This window comes from Nocardia sp. NPDC087230 (assembly GCF_044744725.1).
Lineage (GTDB): Bacteria > Actinomycetota > Actinomycetes > Mycobacteriales > Mycobacteriaceae > Nocardia > Nocardia canadensis.
This window is the reverse complement of the sequence record NZ_JBIUYV010000006.1, coordinates 1-23,480: the sequence shown is the minus strand read 5'-3', so window position 1 is coordinate 23,480 and position 23,480 is coordinate 1. Positions and strand designations below refer to the sequence as shown.

At 68.9% G+C, this 23,480-nt stretch carries 27 protein-coding genes; 13 read left to right on the top strand and 14 right to left on the bottom strand.

From position 1 onward, the window contains the following. Positions 1-8 precede the first annotated feature (8 nt). Positions 9-1,304, top strand: a complete 1,296-nt coding sequence (locus ACIO52_RS20950; protein ID WP_402645994.1) for an APC family permease — start codon at positions 9-11, stop codon at positions 1,302-1,304. Here ACIO52_RS20950 and ACIO52_RS20945 read toward each other — a convergent pair. Both ACIO52_RS20945 and ACIO52_RS20940 read right to left on the bottom strand, forming a co-directional pair. Further along, positions 1,286-2,599, bottom strand: coding sequence for a DUF1254 domain-containing protein (locus tag ACIO52_RS20945; protein ID WP_402645992.1), 1,314 nt, complete (start codon positions 2,597-2,599; stop codon positions 1,286-1,288). The genes ACIO52_RS20950 and ACIO52_RS20945 overlap by 19 nt on opposite strands. Positions 2,600-2,737: 138 nt before the next feature. Next, positions 2,738-3,475 (bottom strand): VOC family protein, encoded by a 738-nt coding sequence (locus ACIO52_RS20940; protein WP_402645990.1) that lies wholly within the window; start codon positions 3,473-3,475, stop codon positions 2,738-2,740. Positions 3,476-3,623: 148 nt separating this feature from the next. Here ACIO52_RS20940 and ACIO52_RS20935 point away from each other — a divergent pair, with 148 nt between their 5' ends. Next, positions 3,624-4,070, top strand: a complete 447-nt coding sequence (locus tag ACIO52_RS20935; protein WP_316574549.1) for an STAS domain-containing protein — start codon at positions 3,624-3,626, stop codon at positions 4,068-4,070. 5 nt (positions 4,071-4,075) lie between these two features. On the opposite strand, the gene ACIO52_RS20930 is transcribed toward ACIO52_RS20935, so the two are convergent. Continuing rightward, positions 4,076-4,393 carry a MerR family transcriptional regulator gene (locus ACIO52_RS20930; RefSeq protein ID WP_218719173.1) on the bottom strand — a complete coding sequence of 106 codons (318 nt, stop codon included), beginning with the start codon at positions 4,391-4,393 and terminating at the stop codon, positions 4,076-4,078. A 156-nt stretch (positions 4,394-4,549) separates the two neighbouring features. On the opposite strand from ACIO52_RS20930, the gene ACIO52_RS20925 reads away from it, so the two are divergent. From ACIO52_RS20925 to ACIO52_RS20910, 4 genes are all read left to right on the top strand, one after another. Beyond that, positions 4,550-4,969: an Hsp20/alpha crystallin family protein gene (locus ACIO52_RS20925; protein WP_402645986.1), complete on the top strand. Its 420-nt coding sequence runs from the start codon at positions 4,550-4,552 to the stop codon at positions 4,967-4,969. Between the two features lie 197 nt (positions 4,970-5,166). Next, on the top strand, positions 5,167-5,370 hold the full coding sequence (locus tag ACIO52_RS20920; RefSeq protein ID WP_218716083.1) for a hypothetical protein: 204 nt from the start codon (positions 5,167-5,169) through the stop codon (positions 5,368-5,370). A 537-nt stretch (positions 5,371-5,907) separates the two neighbouring features. Then, on the top strand, positions 5,908-6,276 hold the full coding sequence (locus tag ACIO52_RS20915; protein ID WP_308248328.1) for a MerR family transcriptional regulator: 369 nt from the start codon (positions 5,908-5,910) through the stop codon (positions 6,274-6,276). A gap of 191 nt (positions 6,277-6,467) precedes the next feature. Next, positions 6,468-6,635 (top strand): CsbD family protein, encoded by a 168-nt coding sequence (locus tag ACIO52_RS20910; protein WP_402646582.1) that lies wholly within the window; start codon positions 6,468-6,470, stop codon positions 6,633-6,635. Positions 6,636-6,724: 89 nt separating this feature from the next. On the opposite strand, the gene ACIO52_RS20905 is transcribed toward ACIO52_RS20910, so the two are convergent. The 3 genes from ACIO52_RS20905 to ACIO52_RS20895 all read right to left on the bottom strand — a co-directional run bounded on the left by ACIO52_RS20905 (position 6,725) and on the right by ACIO52_RS20895 (position 9,804). Next, positions 6,725-7,528: a HEAT repeat domain-containing protein gene (locus tag ACIO52_RS20905; protein WP_402645983.1), complete on the bottom strand. Its 804-nt coding sequence runs from the start codon at positions 7,526-7,528 to the stop codon at positions 6,725-6,727. A gap of 287 nt (positions 7,529-7,815) precedes the next feature. Then, entirely contained in the window at positions 7,816-9,099 is a 1,284-nt protein-coding gene (locus ACIO52_RS20900) for a class I SAM-dependent methyltransferase (RefSeq protein ID WP_402645980.1), read from the bottom strand. A gap of 96 nt (positions 9,100-9,195) precedes the next feature. After that, positions 9,196-9,804, bottom strand: coding sequence for a hypothetical protein (locus ACIO52_RS20895; protein ID WP_218716086.1), 609 nt, complete (start codon positions 9,802-9,804; stop codon positions 9,196-9,198). Between the two features lie 268 nt (positions 9,805-10,072). Between ACIO52_RS20895 and ACIO52_RS20890 the strand changes: the two genes are divergently transcribed. Next, positions 10,073-10,711 (top strand): hypothetical protein, encoded by a 639-nt coding sequence (locus ACIO52_RS20890; protein ID WP_342801905.1) that lies wholly within the window; start codon positions 10,073-10,075, stop codon positions 10,709-10,711. On the opposite strand, the gene ACIO52_RS20885 is transcribed toward ACIO52_RS20890, so the two are convergent. Next, positions 10,703-10,921, bottom strand: a complete 219-nt coding sequence (locus tag ACIO52_RS20885; protein WP_402645977.1) for a hypothetical protein — start codon at positions 10,919-10,921, stop codon at positions 10,703-10,705. The two genes, ACIO52_RS20890 and ACIO52_RS20885, sit on opposite strands and share 9 nt — an antisense overlap. A gap of 281 nt (positions 10,922-11,202) precedes the next feature. Between ACIO52_RS20885 and ACIO52_RS20880 the strand changes: the two genes are divergently transcribed. Both ACIO52_RS20880 and ACIO52_RS20875 read left to right on the top strand, forming a co-directional pair. Further along, a complete protein-coding gene (locus tag ACIO52_RS20880) occupies positions 11,203-11,814 on the top strand; it encodes a hypothetical protein (RefSeq protein ID WP_402645975.1) in 612 nt (203 codons plus the stop codon). 143 nt (positions 11,815-11,957) lie between these two features. Further along, a complete protein-coding gene (locus tag ACIO52_RS20875) occupies positions 11,958-12,485 on the top strand; it encodes a hypothetical protein (RefSeq protein ID WP_402645972.1) in 528 nt (175 codons plus the stop codon). A 32-nt stretch (positions 12,486-12,517) separates the two neighbouring features. On the opposite strand, the gene ACIO52_RS20870 is transcribed toward ACIO52_RS20875, so the two are convergent. Both ACIO52_RS20870 and ACIO52_RS20865 read right to left on the bottom strand, forming a co-directional pair. Then, positions 12,518-13,180 (bottom strand): hypothetical protein, encoded by a 663-nt coding sequence (locus ACIO52_RS20870; protein ID WP_402645969.1) that lies wholly within the window; start codon positions 13,178-13,180, stop codon positions 12,518-12,520. Between the two features lie 185 nt (positions 13,181-13,365). Then, positions 13,366-14,526, bottom strand: a complete 1,161-nt coding sequence (locus ACIO52_RS20865; RefSeq protein ID WP_402645967.1) for a zinc-binding dehydrogenase — start codon at positions 14,524-14,526, stop codon at positions 13,366-13,368. Positions 14,527-14,756: 230 nt separating this feature from the next. On the opposite strand from ACIO52_RS20865, the gene ACIO52_RS20860 reads away from it, so the two are divergent. Next, on the top strand, positions 14,757-15,143 hold the full coding sequence (locus tag ACIO52_RS20860; RefSeq protein ID WP_402645965.1) for a hypothetical protein: 387 nt from the start codon (positions 14,757-14,759) through the stop codon (positions 15,141-15,143). A gap of 2 nt (positions 15,144-15,145) precedes the next feature. On the opposite strand, the gene ACIO52_RS20855 is transcribed toward ACIO52_RS20860, so the two are convergent. After that, a complete protein-coding gene (locus ACIO52_RS20855; protein ID WP_402645962.1) occupies positions 15,146-15,859 on the bottom strand; it encodes a cutinase family protein in 714 nt (237 codons plus the stop codon). Between the two features lie 300 nt (positions 15,860-16,159). On the opposite strand from ACIO52_RS20855, the gene ACIO52_RS20850 reads away from it, so the two are divergent. Continuing rightward, positions 16,160-17,548: a wax ester/triacylglycerol synthase family O-acyltransferase gene (locus tag ACIO52_RS20850; protein ID WP_402645959.1), complete on the top strand. Its 1,389-nt coding sequence runs from the start codon at positions 16,160-16,162 to the stop codon at positions 17,546-17,548. Positions 17,549-17,603: 55 nt separating this feature from the next. Here ACIO52_RS20850 and ACIO52_RS20845 read toward each other — a convergent pair whose 3' ends face one another. Next, on the bottom strand, positions 17,604-18,488 hold the full coding sequence (locus tag ACIO52_RS20845) for an alpha/beta hydrolase (RefSeq protein WP_316574557.1): 885 nt from the start codon (positions 18,486-18,488) through the stop codon (positions 17,604-17,606). A gap of 80 nt (positions 18,489-18,568) precedes the next feature. Continuing rightward, positions 18,569-19,015, bottom strand: coding sequence for a hypothetical protein (locus ACIO52_RS20840; protein ID WP_402645956.1), 447 nt, complete (start codon positions 19,013-19,015; stop codon positions 18,569-18,571). A 169-nt stretch (positions 19,016-19,184) separates the two neighbouring features. Here ACIO52_RS20840 and ACIO52_RS20835 point away from each other — a divergent pair, with 169 nt between their 5' ends. Together ACIO52_RS20835 and ACIO52_RS20830 are read left to right on the top strand one after the other, a co-directional pair. Beyond that, positions 19,185-20,585, top strand: a complete 1,401-nt coding sequence (locus ACIO52_RS20835; protein WP_402645953.1) for a sensor histidine kinase — start codon at positions 19,185-19,187, stop codon at positions 20,583-20,585. A gap of 14 nt (positions 20,586-20,599) precedes the next feature. After that, complete coding sequence (locus ACIO52_RS20830; RefSeq protein ID WP_218716102.1) at positions 20,600-21,241, top strand: response regulator transcription factor; 642 nt, start codon at positions 20,600-20,602, stop codon at positions 21,239-21,241. A gap of 7 nt (positions 21,242-21,248) precedes the next feature. On the opposite strand, the gene ACIO52_RS20825 is transcribed toward ACIO52_RS20830, so the two are convergent. Together ACIO52_RS20825 and ACIO52_RS20820 are read right to left on the bottom strand one after the other, a co-directional pair. Next, positions 21,249-23,045: an acyl-CoA dehydrogenase gene (locus ACIO52_RS20825; RefSeq protein ID WP_402646579.1), complete on the bottom strand. Its 1,797-nt coding sequence runs from the start codon at positions 23,043-23,045 to the stop codon at positions 21,249-21,251. 149 nt (positions 23,046-23,194) lie between these two features. Then, positions 23,195-23,480: acyl-CoA dehydrogenase C-terminal domain-containing protein (locus tag ACIO52_RS20820; RefSeq protein WP_402645951.1), on the bottom strand; the 286-nt coding region annotated here is incomplete at its 5' end.

The following is a 23,480-nucleotide window of genomic DNA, read 5'->3' as shown; positions in this document are numbered from 1 at the left end:
TGAATTTGATGGATATCGCGATCACCCGAGACGGGAGCAAGGTGTCCGACACAACGCCGACCGGCCTGCGCCGCAGCCTGGGGGTCACCGACGCGGTCATGATCGGGCTGGGCGCCATGATCGGCGCCGGGATCTTCGCGGCCCTGGCACCGGCGGCACGCTCGGCCGGATCGTGGTTGCTGGTGGGGCTCGCGGTGGCGGCCGTGGTCGCGTACTGCAACGCGACCTCCTCGGCGCGATTGGCCGCTCGGTACCCGGCCTCCGGTGGCACGTATGTGTACGGGCGCGAACGGCTCGGCGAATTCTGGGGCTACCTGGCCGGCTGGTGTTTCGTCGTCGGCAAGACCGCCTCGTGCGCGGCGATGGCGTTGACCGTGGGCACCTATGCGTGGCCGGCGCACGCGCACGCGGTGGCCGTCGGCGCGGTCGTGGCGGTGACGGCGGTGAACTACCGCGGTGTCCAGAAATCGGCGCTGCTGAACCGGGTGATCGTAGCGATCGTGCTGGCGGTGCTGGCCGCGGTCGTGGTCGCGGCGTGCACGTCCGAGTCCGCCGAGTTCGCGCGGCTGGAACTCGGCTCCGAGGTCACCGTATTCGGGGTGCTGCAGGCGGCGGGCCTGCTGTTCTTCGCGTTCGCCGGGTACGCGCGGATCGCCACGCTGGGTGAGGAGGTCCGCGATCCGGCGCGCACGATTCCGCGCGCGATTCCGCTGGCGCTGGCCATCACGCTGGTGGTGTACGCGTTCGTCGTGGTCGCGGCCGTGGTCGTGCTGGGGCCGCAGGGGTTGGCGCGGGCGAGCGCACCGCTGACCGAGGTCGTCCGGGTCGCCGGCGCCGGGTGGCTCGAGCCGGTGGTTCGGGTCGGTGCCGTGGTGGCCGCACTCGGATCGCTCCTGGCCTTGATTCTCGGTGTGTCGCGCACGACGCTGGCGATGGCCCGGGATCGCCACCTGCCCCACGGACTGGCGGCGGTGCATCCGCGCTTCGCGGTGCCGCACCGGGCCGAGGTAACGGTCGGGGTGATCGTCGCCGTCGCCGCGGCCACGGCCGACATCCGGGCCGCGATCGGATTCTCCTCCTTCGGCGTGCTGCTCTACTACGCCGTGGCGAACGCGGCCGCGTGGACGCTGACCTCGTCGGAGGGTCGCCCGCCGCGGTGGGTGCCGGTCATCGGGTTGCTCGGGTGTGCGGTCCTGGCCTGCACGCTGCCCGCCATCTCCGTGCTGGCCGGGGCGGGCGTCGTCGTGCTCGGCATCGTGATCTATGCCGTGCGCCGCGGCGGTGCTCAGTCCTTGCGCCGCTGAACCGGTGGCGGCGCCCAGGTGCCGTCGAGTGCTTCGGAGCGCGGCGCGTAGAGGCGCATGGTGATGCCCATCGGGCCGCTCGCCGCCGGCAACCAGTTCGATTCGAGGTCGGGGCCCGGGTTCTTGCGGGAGACGGAGATGTCGAGTGAACCGTCCGCGTTGTACCGCAAGGGATCTCGGTCGCCGATGGCGAAGCGATCGAGTTCGTTGGGGATCTGGAAGCCCTCGGCGTCGTACATGGTGATCGACCAGAACGCCGTGGCCGGTGGCAGTTTCCCCGCGTCGAAGTGGATCACGTAGTCGTTGTCGCCGACGAGCGGTTCGCCGTCGGCGTCGGCGGTCAGCAGCGGATAGATCGCGTCCTCGGGCGGGTTGGCGCCCAGCCCGACCAGCGTGACGGCAGATCGTTTGAGGTAGTCGTTGCCATAGACGCCGATGTTGCCGTGCACGCTCACCCACCCGTTGACCGGCGGAGCCAGGTGAGGCGTTGCCGCGGCCACCGCCGCGCGCGCCGCGGCGACACCCGCCTCGATCGCTTCCAGCTCCTCGGGGGAGAAGCGGGTCGCGTCGAAGTCCTGCCCGGGCACGATGCCCAGCAGCGCGATCCGTGCCAGCTGGGAGAAATCGGTGCTGTGCGGCGGGTCGGCTTTCAGTGCGGCGGCGGCGCGATCGAAGAACTCGGTCGCCGACATCGTATCGACCTGCCGCAATGGTTCGGTTTCGGTGACCAGGGCGGGATCCGGCTCGAACGGGGGCGGGTCGGCCAGTTCGGTGATCCGCAGTCCGTCCTGGAACTTGTTCACCGCCGCGTAGTCGGCGGGCCCGTTGGTCTGGGTACGGCCGATCATCCAGGCATGAGGCGTGGGGGAGCGGATCACCGTGACGTCGGCGGGCAGCTCGTCGCGGTAGCCGGGGCCGGCGATGACGAAGTCCTGTTCGGCGGTGCCGGTGGTCCGCTTGCCCGGGGTAGCGAACACATCGGTCCAGGCGTCCAGGATCGGGAGCATGTAGTAGCGGTCGTCGCTGTCGGGAACGTGGACGAGGACGGGGCCGCGGGTCAGATCCAGCCAGGCCGACGAGTACAGCGTGTCGAAGTTCGGCCGCACGACCGCGCGGAACTCGACATCCGGGAACTGGCGCATGTGGTGGAACTGGTTCGGAGGTCCGAAACCGGGGGTGGAACCGGCGGGTGAGTTCGTCTGCTGCTGACGGGTCACCTCCATCGTCACCAGCGAGTAGAGATAGACGTACGATTCGTAGCTGAGAGTTTGCAAGTCGTCGGACAAAACGCTCATGACGCCTCCATTGTGGATCGCAATCCGCCCGGTACCAGCCTCTTTTCGAACGTATCAGGGGCGGATAACGGCGCAATCACACGATGTTCGCTCGATTGCTGGAGGCCGGGAGCTGTCCCGACGAGTGGTGTGCTGCCGTCAGGCCGGGGTGAGCACGCAGAATTCGTGGCCCTCGGGGTCGGCCAGGACGGTCCACGGCACTTCGCCCTGGCCGATGTCGAGATCGGTCGCGCCCAGGGTCCGCAGCCGCTCCACCTCCGCCGCGTGGTCGTCGCCCGGATAGGGCCGCAGGTCGAGGTGGATGCGGTTGCGCACGGTCTTCGGCTCCGGCGTGCGGAGGAACTCCAGATAGGGGCCGACGCCGACGGCGGAGCGCAGTGTCGCGTGATCGTCGGACACCTCGTGCACGGTCCAGTCCATCGCCTCGCCCCAGAACTCCGCCATGGCCCGGGGATCGACGCAGTCGACGACCACCGCGGCGATCGGCCCGGTGCCCCGGTAGACCGCCCGAGGCTCCAGCACGCAGAATTCGTTGCCCTCGGGGTCGGCGAGCACCGTCCACGGCACCTCGCCCTGGCCCACGTCCGCGGGCGTCGCACCGAGCGCCCGCAGTCGCGCGACCAGCTCCGTCTGCTCGGTCGCCGAAATGGTCGCGAGGTCGATGTGCACGCGGTTCTTCACCGTCTTGGGCGCGGGATCGGCCACCACATCGATACAGACCGCGCTCGGATCGGGATAGGCGAAGTCCTCGGGCTCGAGATTGGTCACCCCCGGCGCCTCCCTGCCCGTCTCCCAACCGAGCGCCGCCGCCCAGAACCGTCCGAGCGCACCGTCATCGCGAGCTTTCATATGGATCTGCACCAGCCGCGTAGCCACGGGGCCGATCCTATGCGGCAACAGTGCTGTCACAGTCGCTGACACCGAGGGCTGACAGTGGTGGAATCGAGGCGGCGACCGTCCTTGATGAAACAGGGCCGATCGTGCATTCGGGGCCTGCACCGGTGCCCCGAGAATTCGAGGACTCGTGAGCGTCCACTCCCGTCACGGCGGAAACCACTTTCCGCCCCTTCCCGGCGAGCCCGCCGAGGTGTGCGCGCGGCTGCAGGGCGAACTGGTCGCCCGGCCCAACGCGGTGATCTTGTACGTCTGCGGTGAGGTCGACGCCTACACGCTCCCGCGGTGGCGACGCATGCTCGATGCCGCCTTCCTCGCCGCCGCCGAGACCGGCCACCTCGTCGTCGACATCGGCGACGCGGGATTTCTCGGCTGCCGCGCCGTTCTGGACCTGGCGGCCGGTGCGCAACAGGCCATGGCCGAGGGAGTCGGGGTCAGTCTGGTGAATCCGGTGCCTTCGGTCGTGGACCGCGTCATTGCCATCGCCGGTCTGTCCGCCTGGCTACCGGTGCACACCTACCTCGTCGACGCCCTGGTCGCGCACAAGCGGGGGCCGGAGCACGCTGCCGCCGGCTAGGGCGCTTACGCGCGGGGCGATTTCCGTTCGGAGCGCAGTCGATCGCGTTCGGCGCGCAGTGTGGCGACGGTGTCTTCGAGTTCGAGGATGCGGGCCACCGCGGCCAGGTTGATGCCCTCGCCGGTGAGGGTGGTGATGCGATGTAGGCGGGTGAGGTCGTCGCCGCTGTAGCGGCGGGTGCCGCCGGCGCTGCGAGCGGGGGTGAGCAGGCCGTGTTGTTCGTACAGGCGCAGGGTCTGTACCCCGATGCCCGCCAGTTCCGCGGCTACGGAGATCGCGTACACCGCCTGTGCTGCCGGTATCGGGTCGTGCGGGGAGATCATCGGCGCCTTCACCTCGATTCTGTGGTTCTGTATCAGATTACTTGGTTCTGCTGCTTGCACTCATCTGGGTCGAGTGCTAAATAATATCTATGTCGAATGACAGAGGTTATCTGGCGACGATCCTATCGAGAATGGAGTGAGTTGGAGGTGGCGGCCATGTTGATGCGCACCGATCCTTTCCGTGATCTGGACCGGTGGAGCCAGCAGGTGTTCGGCACGGCGGCGCGGCCGGCGGCGATGCCGATGGATGCCTGGCGTGAGGGGGACGAGTTCGTGGTCGAGTTCGATCTGCCGGGGATCGATCCGGACTCTTTGGATCTGGATGTCGAGCGCAATGTGGTGACGGTGCGTGCGTCGCGGCCGGGTCTGGATGCGGATCGGTCGATGATCGCCGCGGAGCGTCCGCGTGGGGTGTTCAGTCGTCAGTTGTTCTTGGGGGAGAGTCTGGATACCGATCGGATTCGTGCCGACTATCGGAACGGGGTTCTGCGTGTGTCGGTTCCGGTGGCGGAGAAGGCCAAGCCTCGCAAGATCGAGATCTCCCGCGACAGCGAACTCCAGGCCATCGACGCCTGAGCCGGGGTGGAGGTCGACGATGTCGGCCTCGCTCCCGCCACCCGACCTCGCCCGGTGTGACGAGGGGAAGCGAAAGAGAGGTGATGTGTATCGACAACGTCGCGAACGACTCTTCCGATGACCCGAAGTCGACTTCCCGGTGGCCGGTCCGCCCGGCCACCGCAAGACCCATCCGTCCGATCGCTGAGGAGGATCCGATGACCGTCTTACCGACAGCCACCCAGGCCGATCGTGCCGATCAGGAGACCTTCGTCTGCACCGCCGACCGTGACCTGGGCCTCGATGTCACCGCAGTGCGCGTCGGCGAGCATGCGGTCGACACCGCTGATCTGTCCGACCGTATCGACCAAGCCTGGAGTGTTCCCTGTGTCGACGACGACTTCTCCTGCTTCGCCTACTGACCGGCACACCGACCCCGTCGCGAGGGTCGAGCCGAGTGCGATCTGGCCCGACCCCAGCCCGCTGGACACCTGGTGGACCGAGATCATGGACGGCGTGCCGCCGCCCCCGCGGCGCTGACCGGATAGCGCTGCTGCGGGTCGAAGAAATCTGTAGCGGCGGGTGTAGACATTATCGATGACTGGGTATACAGTCGGTGTCGTTGCAAGATGAAGTCAGGTGGCCGGGCAGGCGAACTGCCCGGGATGACAGTTCGACCGTCCCCTCCGGCGGAGAAGCGAATCCGGTGCACTCGGCCGGACCGCCGGAGGGGACGAAGACCGCAAGACCCCCCGCACGACCGCAGTAGAACCGACGAATTGGAGGTGGTGGCCACTGAGTAGTCATTTACCAGTCCCGCATCCCGGGAGTTGTCGGATGCGGTGTCTCAGACCGGCCTCGGTGGCCGGTGTACGCAAGTGAAATCAATCCCTCAGTCGTAATCACGGCCCCGGCGCTCAGTGCGCCGGGGCCTTCCGGCGTTGAATCCGAGAGGTCTCGTGCAGCACCCGAACATCAATCCCGCCGACGGCACCAGCCCGGCGGACAAACTCGACGACGATGACTACCCCGCCTACAGCATGGGCCGCGCCGCGGAGATCCTCGGCGTGACCCAGGCGTTCCTGCGCGGCCTCGACGCCGCACGGCTGCTCACTCCACAACGTTCGGCGGGCGGGCACCGGCGCTACTCGCGCTACCAGCTGCGCATCGCCGCCCGCGTCCGCGAACTCGTCGATGCGGGCAACGCGCTGGAGGCGTCGTGCCGGATCGTGATTCTCGAGGACCAACTCGCCGAGGCGCAGCGCATCAATTCGAACCTGCAGCGCGAACTCGACGAACGCGGTACCGCCGACCATCCGCCGACCTGACCGGCGGCGCGGGCGCGCCTGTGCCGACGCCGCGCTCGACCGGTCGGTGCAGGACAGACGCCGTTGACTCCGGTGGATGGGGCGCGTTGACTGGTAACGACACGATGGTCGCCGACGCCTGTCACGACCATGAATTCGGAGGCGTTGCCGGCTCGTCGGCGGTGCAGGCCCGAGGAAGAAGTGCCATGAGTATCAGCAAGAAGATCGCCTATTCCGCCGAGGCGACCAAGGGCAAGATCAAGAAGGTGTTCGGTCGGGCCACCGGTAACCGAACCCTCCAGGCGGAAGGCCGGGCCGATCAAATCAGAGGAAACCTGAAACTGTCCGGCGCCAAGATCAAAGACGCCTTCAAGCGCTAGGTCTCGGTGCGTCCGGTTCCATTCCACGATGTGGCGGCGGCCGACGATTCCGGCAGGCTCGCCGCGGGTCGTGCCCGGCTGGATCGGAGTCAGGATTCGCGCGCGGCGATCGCGGCCTGGATCCGCCGCAGGGTGCGCAGGCCCTTCTTCGCGGCGACGCTCACCATGCCGTCGAAGACGGTCGAACCACGGTCGTTGGCCATCAGCCGTTCCAGGGTCGGCACGGCACGGTCGTCGCCGGTCGAGCCGAGTGCGACTGCCGCCCAATACCTTTGGTCCGGGTCGTCGCTGCCTGCCGCGTCGCGCAGCCGTGGGATCACCTCCGGGGTGAAGGTGGACAGCGCGCTGGCGATATAGCCGATGCGGTAGTACCGGCGATTCTCGAATTCGTCCCAGAGCGCGGCCAGGGCGGCATCGCCGCCGATCCGGCCGAGGGCCTCGGCGGCCCGCTCGCGCATCCCCGCGATGGAGTCGCCCAGCACGGGAGTGAGCGCCGGGACGGCCAACTCGTCGCCTAGTACGCCCAGCGCGATCACCGCTTGCTCTCGCGCCAGCTGTTGGGAATGATCCAGCATCGCGATCAGGCCGGGCACCGCCTCCCGGAATCCGAGCGCCGCGCAGCCCATCGCCGCCCACGCCTGGCAGTTGTACCGGGTGTCGGCCAGTGCCGCCAGCAGTGGCTCCCGGAGAGTGTCGTCGCCGAAGACCGCGGCCCGGTTGAGGGCTCGGCTGTACAGCGCGCGGTGATAGTCGGGATAGTCGCGGACCAACGTGCGCAATGCCTGCGCGGCCGAGGCGTCGCCGTCGGCCGCCCGCGCGAGCAGCAGTCGCAGATTCTCCTCGCGGGTCTCGAGATCGCCGTCTTGGAGGATGCGCGCGTCAGCTGGGTTCACCGGCCAACGGTACCTGGCGATGTCCGCGCCACCGCCGACCGCGCTCGGGTGGGCTGAACTCGAACGACACGCTCCGGCCAACGGTGGAAGTAGTGGAGGTGGCCCCGCCGGAGTGTGCCGCGCAGTGCGGGGAGTCAGGCCCGGATCTGGTCGGGGGTTTCGACGATCATCAAGAACCCGGGGGAGGACGATCTGTTCCGGATTCACCTACCGCAGATCGTGGCCGATATTCGGGACGATATCGGCCACCCCGGCGGGGTATCGCCCGCGGTGGGCTGTCCCGCGATCTATCCCCAGGCGCGCCGGGTCGCGGGCATGTCGGCCTCTCCTGTCGGTTCCGGGACGACGCCCAGTACCTGGTGGATTCCGAGTCCGCCGTCCTCGAAGCCCAGCGCGGAGGCGGCCATATAGAGTCGCCAGATTCGGGCGGGGCCGTCGCCGACGAGGGAAACCGCCTGTTCCCAACCGTTTTCCAGATTCGCGACCCACTGGCGAAGGGTGCGCGCGTAGTGCTCGCGCAAGGCCTCGACATCACGGACTTCGAAGCCGGCACGCTGCATCGCCAGGACGACCTCGCCCACATCGACGAGTTCACCATCCGGGAACACGTAGCGTCCGATGAAGGATCGTTTCTGCATGACCGAGCCGCCCGGTGCGGAGATCGCGTGGTTGAGCAGTCGTCCATGGGGGTGCAGCAGGGCGCGCAGGGTGTCGAAGTACTCGGCGGCGCGCTGGGAGCCGACGTGTTCGAACATGCCGATCGAGGAGATGGCGTCGAACGTCTCGCCGCGCAGGTCCCGATAGTCGGCGAGCCTGATCTCGACCCGGTCCGACAATCCCGCCTCGGCGACTCGCCGCCGCGCCAGCTCGACCTGAGCACTGCTGATCGTGACACCGACGACCTGTGCCCCGTAGGTCGAGGCCGCGTGCATGGCCATGGATCCCCAGCCGCAGCCCACGTCGAGCAGGCGCATGCCCGACCGCTCGGGCAAACCCAGCTTGCGGCAGACCAGGTCGTGTTTGGCGCGCTGGGCGTGTTCGAGGGAGCCGTCGTCCTCCGGCACGAACCGCGCGCACGAGTAGGTCATGCTCGGACCGAGGACCAGCCGGTAGAAGTCGTTGCCGACGTCGTAGTGATGGCTGATCGCCGCCGCATCGCGGCGCTTGGTGTGCAGCGGTCCGCGCCGCGGCCGTGCCTCCTCCGCGGGAGGCTGCGGGCGGCGCCCGAGTGCGCCGAGTTGCCGTGCCGCGCCGATGGCCTGCCAGGCCGCGCCGAGACCGAGGCGGGCGTCGTTCGGCGCGGTGGACTGAAGCGCCCGCAGCATCCGGAAGATGTCGCCGTCCAGATCCACGGTGCCGGAGACGAAGGCGCGCGCCAGCCCGAGCTCACCGGGCGACCAGATCAGGTGACGCAGCGCCTCCGCGGATCGCACGCGCATGGTGCCGGGGCTCGCACCCTCGGGCAGGATCGCGCTGCCGTCCCAGAATTCGAACCCGATCGCGGGGCGCGGTCCCAAGCTGGCTCGCAGCAGAGGTTCGAACGCGGCAGCGACCGTGGTCTGGTTAGCCATACGACCACTATGGCCCGCGTCGCGCCGCCGCGATGGCAGCGACGCGGGCGCGGCGCGTTGCGCGGTGGCGGTGTCGATCGTCGGCGAGGAGGCGGATCAGGGCCGGCCGCTGACGACGGCGGTGACGGCGTCGAGGAAGGGCTGGCCGCCCAGGGCGTAGCCGCCGGCGATCGCGCCGAGGACCAGGCCGACGGGGCCGGTGATGATGCTGAGGAAACCGAAGCCGAGCACCGTGCCGATGAGGCCGCCCAGGAGGCCGCCGACGACCACGCCGACCACGTTGCGGTTGATCTCGTTCGTCAGCTGGGACATGGGGCTGATGGTCTGCATCTCGCCGATCTCGGTGGCGTTCGCCTGCGGGGCGAGCACGAGGTGGCGACCGCCGTCGGAGATCGTCTGCGCGACTCGCATTGTCGCACCGGAGATCTGGTAGGTGAGCGGAATGCGGGCGACGACCTCGCCCGCGTCGGAGGTGAGGGTGACCGCGGTGTTGTCGTCGGTGGTGGTGAAGGTGCCGCCGGAGACGGTGGTGGTCAGCACCCGGGAGAACTCGGTGAGGGTCGCTTCGTAGCGCACGGACTGCTCGACCCCGGACGCGGTGGCCTGGGGCGCCGGTGCCGTCGGTTGCGCGGCGACGGCTCCGGAGGAGATCCAGACGGCGGCGCCGACCAGGAGCGCGGTAGCGGGGAAGTGACCGAGTTTCATCAGGGATTTCCTTTACGCATGACGAAGACTGCGCGGCCGACCGGCGTGCGCGAGGGCACGAACCGTGGTGTCCGCCAGTGAGATCGGGCAGACCCTAGCACCCTTTTCCGGCGGAGAGTTATCCGTCCCGAATTGGGCGCTGGACCAGCTTTCTGCTGTAAAACTGCGCAGATTCACAATTCGACACGTTCGTGTCCGGCCGTGTAAGAACTGTCAGGCGAGTGGGGTGTCGGTCGGGGCGCCCAGCGGATGAGTAGGAACAACACAGATGGCGCGTCGAAAGAGCATTGCCGTGGCCGGTGTGTCGGTAGTGGCGGTGTTCGCCCTGGCTGGGGCCTTCTACGGCGCGCTTTCCGTCATCGCGGGGTTCGGTGCGCGGCTGTCCGGACCGCCCGAGAATGATTCTCCCGCAACTGCTTCGCTGTCCGAGGTTTCGGCAACTCAGCCGCTGGGTACTATTCTCGAGCTATCCGGCGGTGTGGCGTCCACATTGAGTAAATCCGCGTCCCGGATTCCCCGGGTGGATCTGAGTGTCGGCGATTGCGTGGATGTGGGCGCATCCGATATTCAGCAGGCCGCGTGCGGAAGCGCGAATTCTCACTACAAAGTGACGCAATTGGCGTCGGCGGGCGGTCACTGCCCGGGCGACGTCGACCGCTCCCAGGCGCGCACGCTCCCCGGTGGCGTCCAGGAGACTCTGTGCCTGGACATCGACTGGACGGTCGGCGGCTGCCTGGACCTGTCCGGCGACGCGGTCCGGCACGTGGAATGCGCTGCCGCCGTTCCCGGCCGGGTCCGCGTCCTCGAGATCCGCCACGACACCACGGACGTGAACGTCTGCACGGCGGGCGACCGCGGCGTCGTCTACGACGAGCGCCGCTACGTCGTCTGCGTCAGCTCACGCTGAGCGCCACGTACCCGGGTCCCCAACCGCGGGCTCGCTCAGGATCTTCGCGTAGGCCCTGTTGAAGTCGGGTCTGCCCGGCACAGAGGGCGGGATCGGGTCGTATCCGGCGGACGGGTCGAGCTGGGTGGCTGCTCGGTTGTAGGAGCCTGTTTCCAGCAGGATCCGTCGGATGCCCTGGGTGTCGGCAAGGGATTCGAGGTGTGCGAGCACGCGCCGAAGCCCACTATCGCGCGTCGCTCGACGGCGTAGGCGCGGAGCAGGTGAGCGGAGTCCGGATGATCGAAAGCTCGCGGGGTCGGCGTGGCGTCGGGCGTGAGGTCGTGCGGCATGCCCCAGCATGCTCCCTTGTCCGTGCCGGGGGACCGGTCTTCGGGTCACCGGCGGGTCCCGGCCGCCTCGGGCTCGTGACCGTACGGCGTCTAGTGCGTGTGTGGCCGTACTCTGTTGAGGGCCTGCATGTTTGGTGGCCGTAGCCCGTAGGATGGAGCCTGATGGACCACACGGACCCTTTCCCTCGACCTGTTCCGTTCACCGTGCCGAAGCTGCTTGTGGGCCTAGGGCTAGTACTTGTCGTCGCCGCGGCGATCGCGTCGTTCACCTTCACCTCCACGCTCGCCCAGGTGGCGGGCATACCCGAAGACCTCACCTGGCTGTGGCCGGTGGTCGCCGGTCTCACCGTCGCGCTGGTCGCCTGCACCTTCATCACGCTCGTGGGGATTCGCGACGAGAAGGCCACGGGTCTGGTCCGGGTCTATGAGCTGCTGCTCGTCGCCGCCGTGCTGGCGAGCATCTGCGGAAACGTCGTGGCCATCTCCCGTGGGCCGATCGAGCTGGGGACCTTCGGGATCGCGACGGTGGTCGCCATTCCGCCGGTCTGCCTGATGATCTGTGTGGGCAACTACCTGCTGCTCACCGCCGTCGTCCCCGTGCGCATCGTGGCCGCCATCCGGGAGGACGACTGGCGGTTGCGGGCCCTCGGCATCCCCAGCCCGTCGTCGCCGCCGAAGGATCCGAACGCCGCGCCGAGCGAGAGCGCCTCGTGGTGGGACCAGTACCGCAGCGAGGCCAGGACGCCGCCGACGACACCGAAGGCCCGGACCTAGCCGACCGGCGGCCGACCGTTTCCGCGTGATCCGAGCCCCGGTGCGGACGGGTCGAAGACGAGTCATGGGCGCGTTGATGCAGAATGTGAAGGTGAAGGATAGACCTGAGAGGAAGTTCGGAGTGGCCGCTGTGGGATCGATGGGTGTCGCGACGCCTGTTCGCGGTTAGTTCGATGTCGGACCAGGAAGCCGGGTCGGGGCCTGGTGGAAGCCGTTTCGACGCGGTGGAGCAGCTGCGTCGGAAGTGGGAAGAGACGAAGGCCGCCGACGGTGGTTCGAGTGCCGCCGAGGGCGGGGCGTCGAACGTCGTCCGGCTGCCCAGGCGGCCGCGGCGAGGTCGCGAGGATAGCGGCGACTCCCGGCGTCGCACCTGGTATCCGGAGACCGTGTACGACCCGGCGCCCACCCGCCCGGTGACTCGCGCGGAATTGCAGGGCGAGACCGGGGCCTGGCCGGTCGACGCCGCGGGTCGGCCCGCGGCACCGGCGGGTGGCACCGCCGAGCACGAACGCAACGTCATCGACCTCGGCGCCTCGCGTCGGAAACGCACCGGCACGGATGCCTCTGCCGGCGGCCCTCGGCCGGCGATGCGCCCGCGCAGAATCGGCGCGGGCGAGACGAAGCCGGGCGGTGACGGCGATGCGTCACCGTCGGGCGATCCTGGTCGGTAGCCCGTCGGCCGCCCGGCTGCGCGGACTGCGGGTCAGCTGACGGTGGCGGTGATCTTGATCGCCGGGGTGAGCTTGTACTCGGTGGCGAAGGTGATCGTCTCCCCCTGGGTGAGCAGTCCCTGGCAGAGCGTGGCGCCGCCGTCGTCGGTGGCCAGCTTGACGACGGCGGTGGTGGCTTTCAGGGTGGACGTGGCGTTGGTGTAGGTCATCGCGGTGTGATGGGTCCAGAAGGCGCACGAGTAGCCGACGGCGGTCCGGAAGACCAGGTTGATCGAGTTGAACTGGTCGCCATTGGTGATCGAGGTGGTGCCGGTGGCCGCGGAGTAGGAGGTGGCCGTCAAGTTGGACGGCCCCGCGGCCGCGGTGAACATGCCCTGCCACGACGTCCCGTCCGGACTTGTGCAGGTGACCGGATTCGTGCTCTTGATGGCGCCCAGCCCGGAGGTGGTCCGGGTGCCGGCGGGCAGCGAGCCGGTCGAGGACAGGCTCGGACAGGTGAAGACCGTCGCGCCGCTCTTGTTCTTCACGGTCAGCTGACCCGATACCGCCGAGAACGCGCCGTTGCCGTTGGGGTTGACGACTGTCCAGGTGGTGGTGCTCGCGTGGGCGGGCGTGGTGGCGGTGAGCGCGGCGGCCATCGGCGCGGCCAGGACGATCGCGGCGAGCGCGCGGCGCAGGCGCAGGGTGGAGGACATGGCGGTCTCGATTCATCAAGCGGGAGAACGCATCTCACGATCGTCCGCCTGGACGGTTCGCGAGCTGCACCGGACATGTCGGCCCGGTCGCGCGACGGTATCAACGAAACCCGTTGCTTAGCAGAACTTTTGAACTATTTGCGTTTCAGTCGTCGTGGCGCACGAGAGACACCCTTGCCCCGGCCTCAGGGCGCAATTTTGTCGCTGCGCGGATCGATCAGGATCTTGGCGTGGTGCTCGGGGGAGCCCAGTGCCGCGAAGGCCGCGTCGATGCCGTCGAGCCCGACCGTGCCGGTGATCAGCGGGCGGGGGTCGACGGTGCCGTCGGCGATCATGTGCAGGGTGTCGCGGAATTCGCCGGGGTCGTAGCCCAGGACGAAGCGCAGCTCGATCTCCTTGTTGATGGCGTTGGCGGGATGGAAGGTGTCCTGCTGCATGCACACTCCCACGACCACGACGCGGGTCGACGGCGGCGCGGCGGTCAGGATCTGGTCGATGATGCCGGGCACCCCGACGCATTCGAAGACCACGGGACCGGCCGGGCCTCGATCGAGGGTGTGTGCCGCACGGAACAGGTACCACCACGGGACCTTCGGGACGCGGCGCACGCGTTCCATGACGTCGAAGGCCAGGTTCAGCATGTCCGCGGCACCGGCGATGCGCGGCGGCTTCGGCGCGACCTCCCAGGCGGATTCGGTGGCCGGGTCGACCACGACGTCGGCGCCGCAGGCGCGGGCCAGATCCCGGCGGCGCGGCGAGAAGTCGCTCGCGACCACGGTGCGCACGCCCGCGGCCTTCAGCATGGTGACGACGGCCAGTCCGATCGGCCCGCACCCGATGACGAACGCGGTCTGGCCCTGGGTGATCCGGCTCTTGCGGACGGCATGCCAGCCCACCGCCATCGGCTCGGTGAGTGCGGCGAGGTCGGGGGAGAGCCCGTTGGGGACCTCGAAGGTCACCGATTCCTGCGTGAGCACCTGTTCGGCGTACCCGCCGGGCGCGTGGGCGGACAGTCCGGTGAGTTCCGGCTCGCGGTCTCTGCGCAGAATCGGCATCGCGACGACGGGGGTGCCCGGCTTCCAGCGACGGTGCGTGCGCGGCCCGTAGTCGGCGATCTCGCCGGTGAACTCGTGCCCGAGCACGATCCGCTGGTCCGACCGCATGAAGTTGCCGTAGCCGGTGGCGGCGGCAAGGTCGGCGAGCTCGTCGCAGTGCACCCGGGCGTGCAGGTCCGAGCCGCAGATGCCGCAGCGGGTCACCGAGACGAGTATCTGGCCCGGTCCGGGTTCCGGCGTCGGCAGCTCCTCGACGCGAAACTCACCTTTGCTGACCACCGTCGCACGCATGAGCGCCTCCTAGACGAGTGCTGGGCCATCCCTCGGGTCGCCGACCCCGGTCGTCATCGTAGCTGTCCGGGTAGGCCGGGCCGATCACCTCGGCGCATCCGCTCCCCTGTCCGCGATCAGCTGAATCGATCGACTGCGGAGCGGGGCCGAAAAGTGTTGCGGTCGTCTATCTTCGAGAACAAGGAGCGTGGGATCGTCGTCCGGGCTTCTCGGGATACAGGGGGTAGGAAATGCAGCCGAAACTCATCACCGCTGTGCTGGCGCTCGCGGTGGGTGCGGTCGTCGCGACCGGGTGCTCGAGCGACGCCGATGTGGTGTCGAAGAACCTGTCCAAGGAATCGGACCAGTTCAAGATCGACCGCCGGGTGGTGTTCTTCAACGGGATCACCGACAAGTACCTGCTGTCGATCGAGGGCAAGTGCTCGATCAAGGACGAGAACAACCAGCTCGAGGTCACCTGCAAGACCGGTGACGACGAGTACAAGAAGCACTTCCTCGGGCTCTCGGACAACGTGAGCTACTTCGTCGAACAGCTCGAGTCCGCGGAGGTCAGCCGGTACCGCTACAAGGTGATCTTCAAGCCCGAGACCATTCTGGCCGACGTCGATCGTCCCTGAGGCTACGCGCCGAGCCGGTCGTGCACGAAGGCCGCGGCCTGGTCGCGGTTGTCGTTGACGAAGTACGCGAAATGCCCATAGCTCAGGGCGTTTCCGAAGCCGGCGGCCGGGTTGCCGCCCTGGCAGACCCGGTCGCCCGCGTTGCAATAGTCGCGCAGCCGGTCGGCGAATTCGGCGAGTGCGCCCGAGGGAAGGGGGCCGGTGCCGGACAGGGCGGGGTCGAAGCTGCCGCGATTGTAGGGCTCGCCGCCGTTGAACAGTGGGTTGCCGAACAGGGCGATGGCGTCGATGCGCGCGGCCGCCTGGTCGGTCACCGCGGTGCGCGCGTTGAGAGTGTTGCCGATGACCCGGGCGCCCTGGGAGTAGCCGAGCAGTACGAGTTGCTGGTCCGGGCAGGCGGCGGCGGTCGCGTTGAGCAGCGCGGTCAGGTTCTCGACGCCGCGCACGGCGCTGTCGGGAGCCATCGAGGCCGGGTATTCGAGTTCGGTCACCGTGGTGCTGCGGCCGGCCTCCAGGGCGATCCGGCTGCCCAGCGGTGTGAGGAGCAGGCTGCCGATCTGCGGTTCGAGGGTGCCCCGAACGGTGACGACCCGGACCTGCGCGCAGTCGGTCGGGCCTGCGGACGGCTCGGCGGCCGCGGCGGGGACAGCGGTCAACGCGAGTGCCGCCGCGACTGTCGCCGCCGACCGCAGCAGGATTCGGGATCGTCCACGCATGCGCTCACTGTATTGCGCCGGCGCGGTCGGCGGGAGGCAGACCGGGTTTCCGCACGTTCTCACTGGTCGACGGGGGGCGACAGACGGCAAAGTTTGGGTATTTCACATTTGCGGAATGCGACTGATGTCGGGGAGTGCACTGGCAGGAGGTAGTCATGAATCACGTACTCGCCAAAACGCTTGCCACCGGCGCCCCGTCGGCTACCCGGCTTGCGTCTCGTGGCCGCCTGGGCTGTGAGCGTCGTCTATTTCGGCCTCGAGCGGCGGAAAAAGTAGAACGTGTTCTAGTAGGCTTCGGCTATGGAACGACTCACTGGATTGGATGCCAGTTTCCTCTATCTGGAGACCGATACCCAGCATCTACACGTTTGCGCCCTGCTGATTCTCGACCCGGCCGACGGGCCGTACTCGTTCGACCACCTCCGCGACGAACTCCGCAGGCGATTGCCGCTCATCCCGCACATGCGCCGCCGGGTCCACTCGGTGCCGTTCAACCTCGACCACCCGCTGTGGGTCGACGACGCCGACTTCGACATCGACAACCACATCCGGCGCGTCGACCTGCCGGAGCCGGGCGGGCACGCCGGTCTGGCCGCGCTGATCGGGGAGATCGCGAGCCGGCCGATGGATCAGAACCGACCGCTGTGGGAGATGTCGGTCGTCGAGGGGCTCGACGACGGCAAGGTGGCGGTCGTGTGCAAGTACCATCATTCGGCCGTCGACGGCATCACCGGCACGAACATGATGATGCACCTGTGCGATCTGGAGCCGGGACTGAGCCGCCCGGAACCCGAACCGTGGCGACCGGAACCGGTGCCCGGCGACCTCGAACTCATCGCGCGTGCCGCGGTCCGGTTTCCCGCCAGGGCCGGGATGCTCGGCATGGTTCCCAAGACCCTCGGCATGGTCGCGGGGTTCGCGCAGCGGCGGCGGAACAACGAAGCGGGGATGGCGCTGCCGTTCTCCGCGCCGCGCACGCCGTTCAACCAGGCCGTCACCGGGACGCGAGCGGTCTCGTTCACCAAGACCGACCTGGGCGCGATCAAGGAGATCAAGGCCGCGTTCGGGGTGAAGGTGAACGATGTCGTGCTCACCGTGGTCGGTGGCGTGCTGCGCCGCTACCTGGCCGAGCACGGCGAGCTGCCCGATCGCTCCCTGGTCGCCTCGGTGCCGGTGTCGGTGCACGAGTCCACCCGGCACACCGAGGGCATCAACAAGGTCTCGACCCTGTTCTGCCGTCTGGGCACCGATATCGCCGATCCGGTCGAGCGACTGGAATCGCTGGCCGTGGCCAACCGCGACGCCAAGGCCGAGCACGACCTGATCGGCGCCGACTTCCTCCAGGACTGGTCGAAGTACGCCCCGCCCAACACCTTCCGCCTGGCCTCGCGCGTCTACTCGTCGCTGAAGCTGGCCGAGCGGCACCCGGTGGTGCACAACCTGGTGGTCTCGAACGTGCCCGGTCCGCCGATGCCGCTGTACTTCCTCGGTGTGCGGGTCGACGGCATGTACCCGTTCGGCCCGGTCTTCCACGGCGCCGGGCTCACTGTCACGGTGCTGTCGAACTGCGGGGATCTCGATTTCGGCTTCATCGCCTGCCGTGACCTGGTTCCCGATGTCGACGCGCTGGCCGAAGCGGTGCCCGCCGTGATCGACGAACTGCTGGCCGCGGCCCGCGCGCGGGGCTGATCGCCCCCTCCGAATGTCCGCCCTGTTCGCCACCGGCGTCGAACAGGGTTGTCGACTACCGCCGCGCGGTGACCGCCCGGCACGCGTCGGCCAGCGCCGGCACGAACCGGTCCGGCGCGACAGCGCACGCCGCATGACCCGCCGCGACCGGATGCACACTCGATCCGGGAATCGCGGCCGCGAGTTCGATCTGCCGGTACACCGGGATCGCCCGGTCCTTGGTGGTGATGACCACCGCGGTCGGCACCCGCAGCTCCGACAGCCACGCGGTGGCGTCGAACGTCCCGATCTCGGCCAAGACCGGCGCCAGGGCCCATCCGCTCGTACTGCGGAATTCGCCCACCGCCCACTGCCGCAGATGCCCCGGCACCAGGGCGGGCGGCAGTTCCGGCAGGGCGCGCGTCAGCCGCCGAGCCCGCCGGTACGGATAGTCGCCCAGCGATTCGGCGACGGTGGCGAAACCGCGATGGAACGCCCGCTCGCGCCACTTCTCCTGGAAGCGATACGGCGTCGCGCAGGGCACCAGCCCCGCGACCCGGTCCGGATGCCGGTGGGCGGTGAGCAGCGAGACGATGCCGCCGAGCGAATAGCCCACGCAGACAAAACGATCCAGGCCCAGCGCGTCGGCGACCGCGACCACGTCGTCGGCGCAGTCGTCGAGGCGGAACCGTGCCGCTTGGATCCCGCGCCCGTGCCAGCGTTGATCGAACAGCACCACGCGATATCGCGCGCTCAGTGTCTCCAGCGCCGGAAACCAGTTCAGGACGGCTGTGCAGGCGGTGCCGTGCAGCAGGATCAAGACCGGTGCGCCGGCCGGTCCCGGGATGTCCACGACGTAGGTCCGGCCACGCCCAGGGAGGTCGAGCATCCGTCCACCGGGAATCTCGTCGACGGCGGGCACGACGAACGGTCCCGTCCGTACTGATCGCGCGGATCCCACGAAGACCTCCTCGACATTTCTAGAACGCGTTCTAGTTCATGATGCCATATCGGGGTGCGGGCCCGGGGGCGGCGCGGGAGCTATCGCCCGGTGACCTGCTCGATCGCGTGGAGCCAGGCGGCGTTGTCCGCGACGAAGAAGCCGACTTCGCCCGCCCTGGTGTCGACAACCAGGTGGGTGCGGCCGCCGGTCACCGCTCCCCGGAAGACCTTCGCTTCGTGCGCGGACACGATCTCGGCCACCGGCACGGCGAACGACGACCCGAGGTACGGCCGGAAATGCAGCTCGGTGGCGGTGAGCGCGACGACGCCGTTGCCTTTCGCCGCCGGGAACCCCGGCGCGGACGCGCCCCGATAGAGGGCCTGCTCCGGTCCGCGCACGAGCACGTCGTGGCGCAGGTCGCGGGTCAGCTCCTCGGTGACGCGCGCGCCGCGCCGCCGCAACCAGACGATGATCGGGATCGAGACGATCGCGAGTACCGCGAGAATCCCGGCGACCAGAACGACGACGAACCACAGGGTGCTCATGCGGTGATCATCGTTCGTGCGGGCCGACTCGTGAACAGGCGCGCCGCCGACACTTCCGCGGGTGGTTCGTGGCGGGCGGCCCAAGGTAGAAAGGGTGTGGCTGGCTACACCGGCAAACCGGTGGGCAGCTCCATCGAGATCCCGGTCCGCCACGACAACCATGGGAGTCATGACCCACACTCCAGCCGAGCCGACCCTGATCATCCCTGGTCCCGGTGCGCAGACCGAGGTGATCGATCCCGGACCACCCGCGGACCCGGCCCGCCGTCGCGGCGTCCTCGCCACCGTGGCACGGGCACCCTTCCAGCCGCGGACCTGGAAGGAATTCGGCTACCTCGTCTTGTCGTTCGTGCTCGGCTGCGTGGTCGTGTGCTATCTGTTCTTCGGGTTCGGTGGCGGGCTGTACGCGTCGATCCTGCTCGTCGGCATCCCGCTGTTGGCACTGATCCTGCTCGGTGGCCGGGTGTGGGGGCGGATCTACCGCTCGCTCGGGCGAGGACTGCTCGGCGTCCGGGTCGAGGCGCCCCCGGATTTCGTCCGCGCACCGGGCCTGCTCGGATTCCTCAGGAGCGCGTTCACCGATCGGGTGAGCTGGCGCGCGACGCTGTTCCTGCTCGCCCAGGCGGTGCTGGGCGTCGTGGTCGGCTACGTCGTGCTCGTCGTGACCGCGATGGTCGTCTTCACGGCGATCTCGCCGATTCCCTGGGTCCTGTTCGACCCGGTCCAGGTGGACGAGAGCGGCGTGGAGCGACACAGCCTCGCGCAGTTCGGTTCGTTCTATATCGACACCTGGCCCCGGTCACTGGCCATGGCCGGTATCGGCGTCGCCCTGTGTTTCACGCTGCCGTGGCTGATCCGCGGCGTCTGCTGGGTGCACGGGATGCTGATCACCCACCTGCTGGCGGCGACACCGCGGGACCGGCAGCTGGCCGAGCTGCGCGCCAGCAGACGGGCCGCGGTCGACGATGCCGCCGCGACACTGCGCCGGGTCGAGCGCGACCTGCACGACGGCACCCAGGCGCGGCTGGTCACCATCGCGATGGCGCTCGGCCGGGCCGAGGAACGCCTGGCCACCGGCGGCGATCCCGGCGACCTCATCGCCGAGGCGCGTGCCGGCGCAAAGGAAGCGCTGACCGAGCTGCGGGAACTGGTCCGTGGCATCCACCCGCCCGCGCTCGAACTCGGCCTCGGCCCCGCCCTCGAGACACTCACGGCCCGATGCGCGGTGCCGGTGGAACTGCGCGTGCAGCTGCCGCGCCGACCGAGCCCCGCGATCGAGGCGATCGCCTACTTCTCGGTCGCCGAACTGCTCACCAATGTCGTCAAACACGCGCGGGCGACGGCGGCCACCGTCACGGTGTTGCCCGACAGTCTGCGCGCCTTGGCGATCACCGTGCGTGACAACGGAATCGGCGGCGCGCTCGCGTCCGGTGTCGACGCTGCGGGCGGCAGCGGGCTGGCCGGTCTCGCCGCCCGCGCCCGTGCTGTCGACGGCACACTGAGCGTCGACAGTCCGGCCGGTGGGCCTACGGTGGTCACCATGGTGTTGCCGATGGCGGGTCCCCGGTGAGCGCGCCCGGACCCCTGCGGGTGGTGATCGCCGAGGACAGCGCCATCCTGCGCGACGGCCTGGCCGGGCTGCTGACCGAGCGCGGCCACGACGTGGTCGCGATGGTCGGCGACGCCACCTCCCTTAGTGAGGTGGTCGGCGCCCAGCGGCCCGACGTCGCGGTGGTGGACGTGCGGATGCCACCCACGTTCACCGACGAGGGCCTGCTGGCCGCGATCGAGCTGCGCCGGGCGTACCCGGGCACCGGTGTACTGGTCTTCTCGCAGTGGATCGAAACCCGCTACGCCACCGAACTTCTCGCCGCGGGTGCGGGCGGTGTCGGCTACCTGCTCAAGGACCGGGTCGCCGATGTCGCCGATTTCGTCGACGCGTTGCATCGGGTCGCGACCGGCGGCACCGCCCTCGACCCGGAGGTGGTCAAGCAGCTGATGGGCGCGTCTCGGCAGCAGGACGCCCTGACCCGCCTCACGCCGCGCGAGCGCGAGGTCCTGGAACTGATGGCCCAGGGCCTGACCAACAACGCGATCGCCGCCGCCCTCACCGTCACCGAACGCGCGGTCGAGAAGCACATCGGCAACATCTTCACCAAACTCGACCTGCCGCCCTCCGACACCCACCACCGCCGGGTCCTCGCGGTCCTGCGCCTGCGCGGATGACCTGCGGTCAGAACCAGGTGTCGTCGGTCTCCAGGGTGGTCCGGTCCAACGCGGCGAGCAGATCCAATTGCGGTGCGGTCTTGGGCAGTTCGTAGCGGAAGTAGTAGCGGGCCGCCGCGCGCTTGCCGTCGTAGAAGTCGCCGTCCTTGCCGACGGTCGCCAGCTCTTGCTCGAGCCAGATCCAGGCGACCACGAGGTGGCCGAACGCCTCCAGATAGACGGCGGCGTTGGCCATGGCCGCCGCCGGGTCGCCCGCGGCGAACATGGCCGCGGTGACGGCGAGCAGTCGCTGCCACGCGGCGTCGAGTCGTTCGGCGTGCTCGGCGGGCTGTCCGCCCGCTTCGCGGGCCGCGGTCACGGTCGCCGCGATGTGTTCGCTGAGCAGCAGCAGGGCGGCGCCGTCGTGCTGGATCACCTTGCGGCCGAGCAGGTCCAGGCCCTGGATGCCGTGGGTACCCTCGTGGATGGGGTTGAGCCGGTTGTCGCGGTAGTGCTGTTCGACGTCGTACTCGCGGGTGTAGCCGTAGCCGCCGTGGACCTGGATCGCCAGATTGTTGGCTTCCAGGCACCACTGCGAGGGCCAGCTCTTGGCCACCCCGGTGAGGATTTCCAGCAGCCGGGTGTGTGCGCGGGCGGCATCGGGGTCGGTGGTGGTGCGCTCCAGGTCGACGAGCCGGTTGCAGTACAGCAGCAGCGCCAGCGCGCCCTCGCTGTAGGCCTTCTGCGCCAACAGCATTCGCTTCACGTCGGGGTGTTCGATGATCGGGATCTGCGTGCTGGCCGGGTCCCTGCTGGTGAGGGCGCGACCCTGGTGGCGGCTGCGCGCGTACTCGACGGACTTGAGGTAGCCGGTGTAGCCGAGCGCGGTGGCGCCCAGACCGACGCCGAGGCGGGCCTCGTTCATCATCGTGAACATGTAGGACAGGCCGCGGTGCGGTTCGCCGACGAGGTAGCCGACGGCGCCGGGCGCTCCGCCGGGGGTGTGGCGGCCTTCGCCGAAGTTGAGCGCGGTGTTGGTGGTGCCCCGGTAGCCCATCTTGTGGTTGAGCCCGGCCAGCACGACGTCGTTGCGCTCGCCGCGCGAGCCGTCCTCGTCGACGAGGAACTTCGGCACGATGAACAGCGAGATGCCCTTGGTGCCCGCGGGCCCGCCGGGGATCTTCGCCAGCACCAGGTGCACGATGTTCTCGGTCAGTTCGTGATCGCCGCCGGAGATCCACATCTTCGACCCGAACAGTCGGTAGGTGCCGTCGTCCCGCGGTTCGGCGCGGGTGACGATGTCGGCCAGCGAACTGCCCGCCTGCGGCTCGGACAGGCACATGGTGCCGGTGGCCGTTCCCTCGATCATCGGGCGGACGAACCGGTCGATCTGCTCGGCGCTGCCGTGCGCCGCGATCAGATTCGCGTTGCCGATGGTCAGGAACACGTAGGCGGTGGTGCCGACATTGGCGGCCTGGAACCAGCTCATGCCCGCGGCCTGCACGGTCGCGGGCAGTTGCAGCCCGCCCAGGGCTTCGTCCATGCTCGCGCCGATGAGATCGGCCTTGGTGAACGCCTCGACCGCGACGCCCACCTCGGGGATCATGGTGACGGTCGTGCCGTCGAAGGTGGGTTCGTGGCTGTCGTTGCGCTTGTTGTGCGGGGCGAAGTAGCGCGTCGCGATGTCCTCGCACAGCTCCAGGAAACCGTCGAAGGTCTGCTTGGAATGTTCGGCGAACCGCGCTGCCCTGGTCAGGTCCTCCACGCGCAGCCATTCGTAGAGCAGGAAGTCCAGATCCCGGCGGGAGATCAAGGTCGAGCGCACGGTCGTCCTCTCCGGGGCGCCCGCCTCGGCCGGTAGCCCCTGTGCTGTCGGCACCAAGCTACCGACGATCGGTCGGCGGTTCCGGAGAATCCCGCCGCGGGGTCGGCGCCGCGGCGAGACGCGAGGTCTCGCCGCGGCGCCGACTCGGGTCAGAACGCGGCTTCGGCGACGGCCATGGCGTCGTCGGTCAGCCCCGCGATGACCGCGCGATCGGCGGTCAGCCGGGGCAGGACCTCGCGCGCGAAGAACGCGGCCACGGCCACCTTGCCGTCGTAGAAGTCCCGCTCCCCGGTCCCGCCGTCGAGGGCCGCCAGGGCGACCTCGGCGTTGACCAGCAGGCGCCAGCCGATGAACAGGTCGCCGACGGCCATCAGGAAGCGGACCGAACCCAGGCCGACCTTGTACAGCTCGGTCGGCTGCTCCTGGGCGCCCATC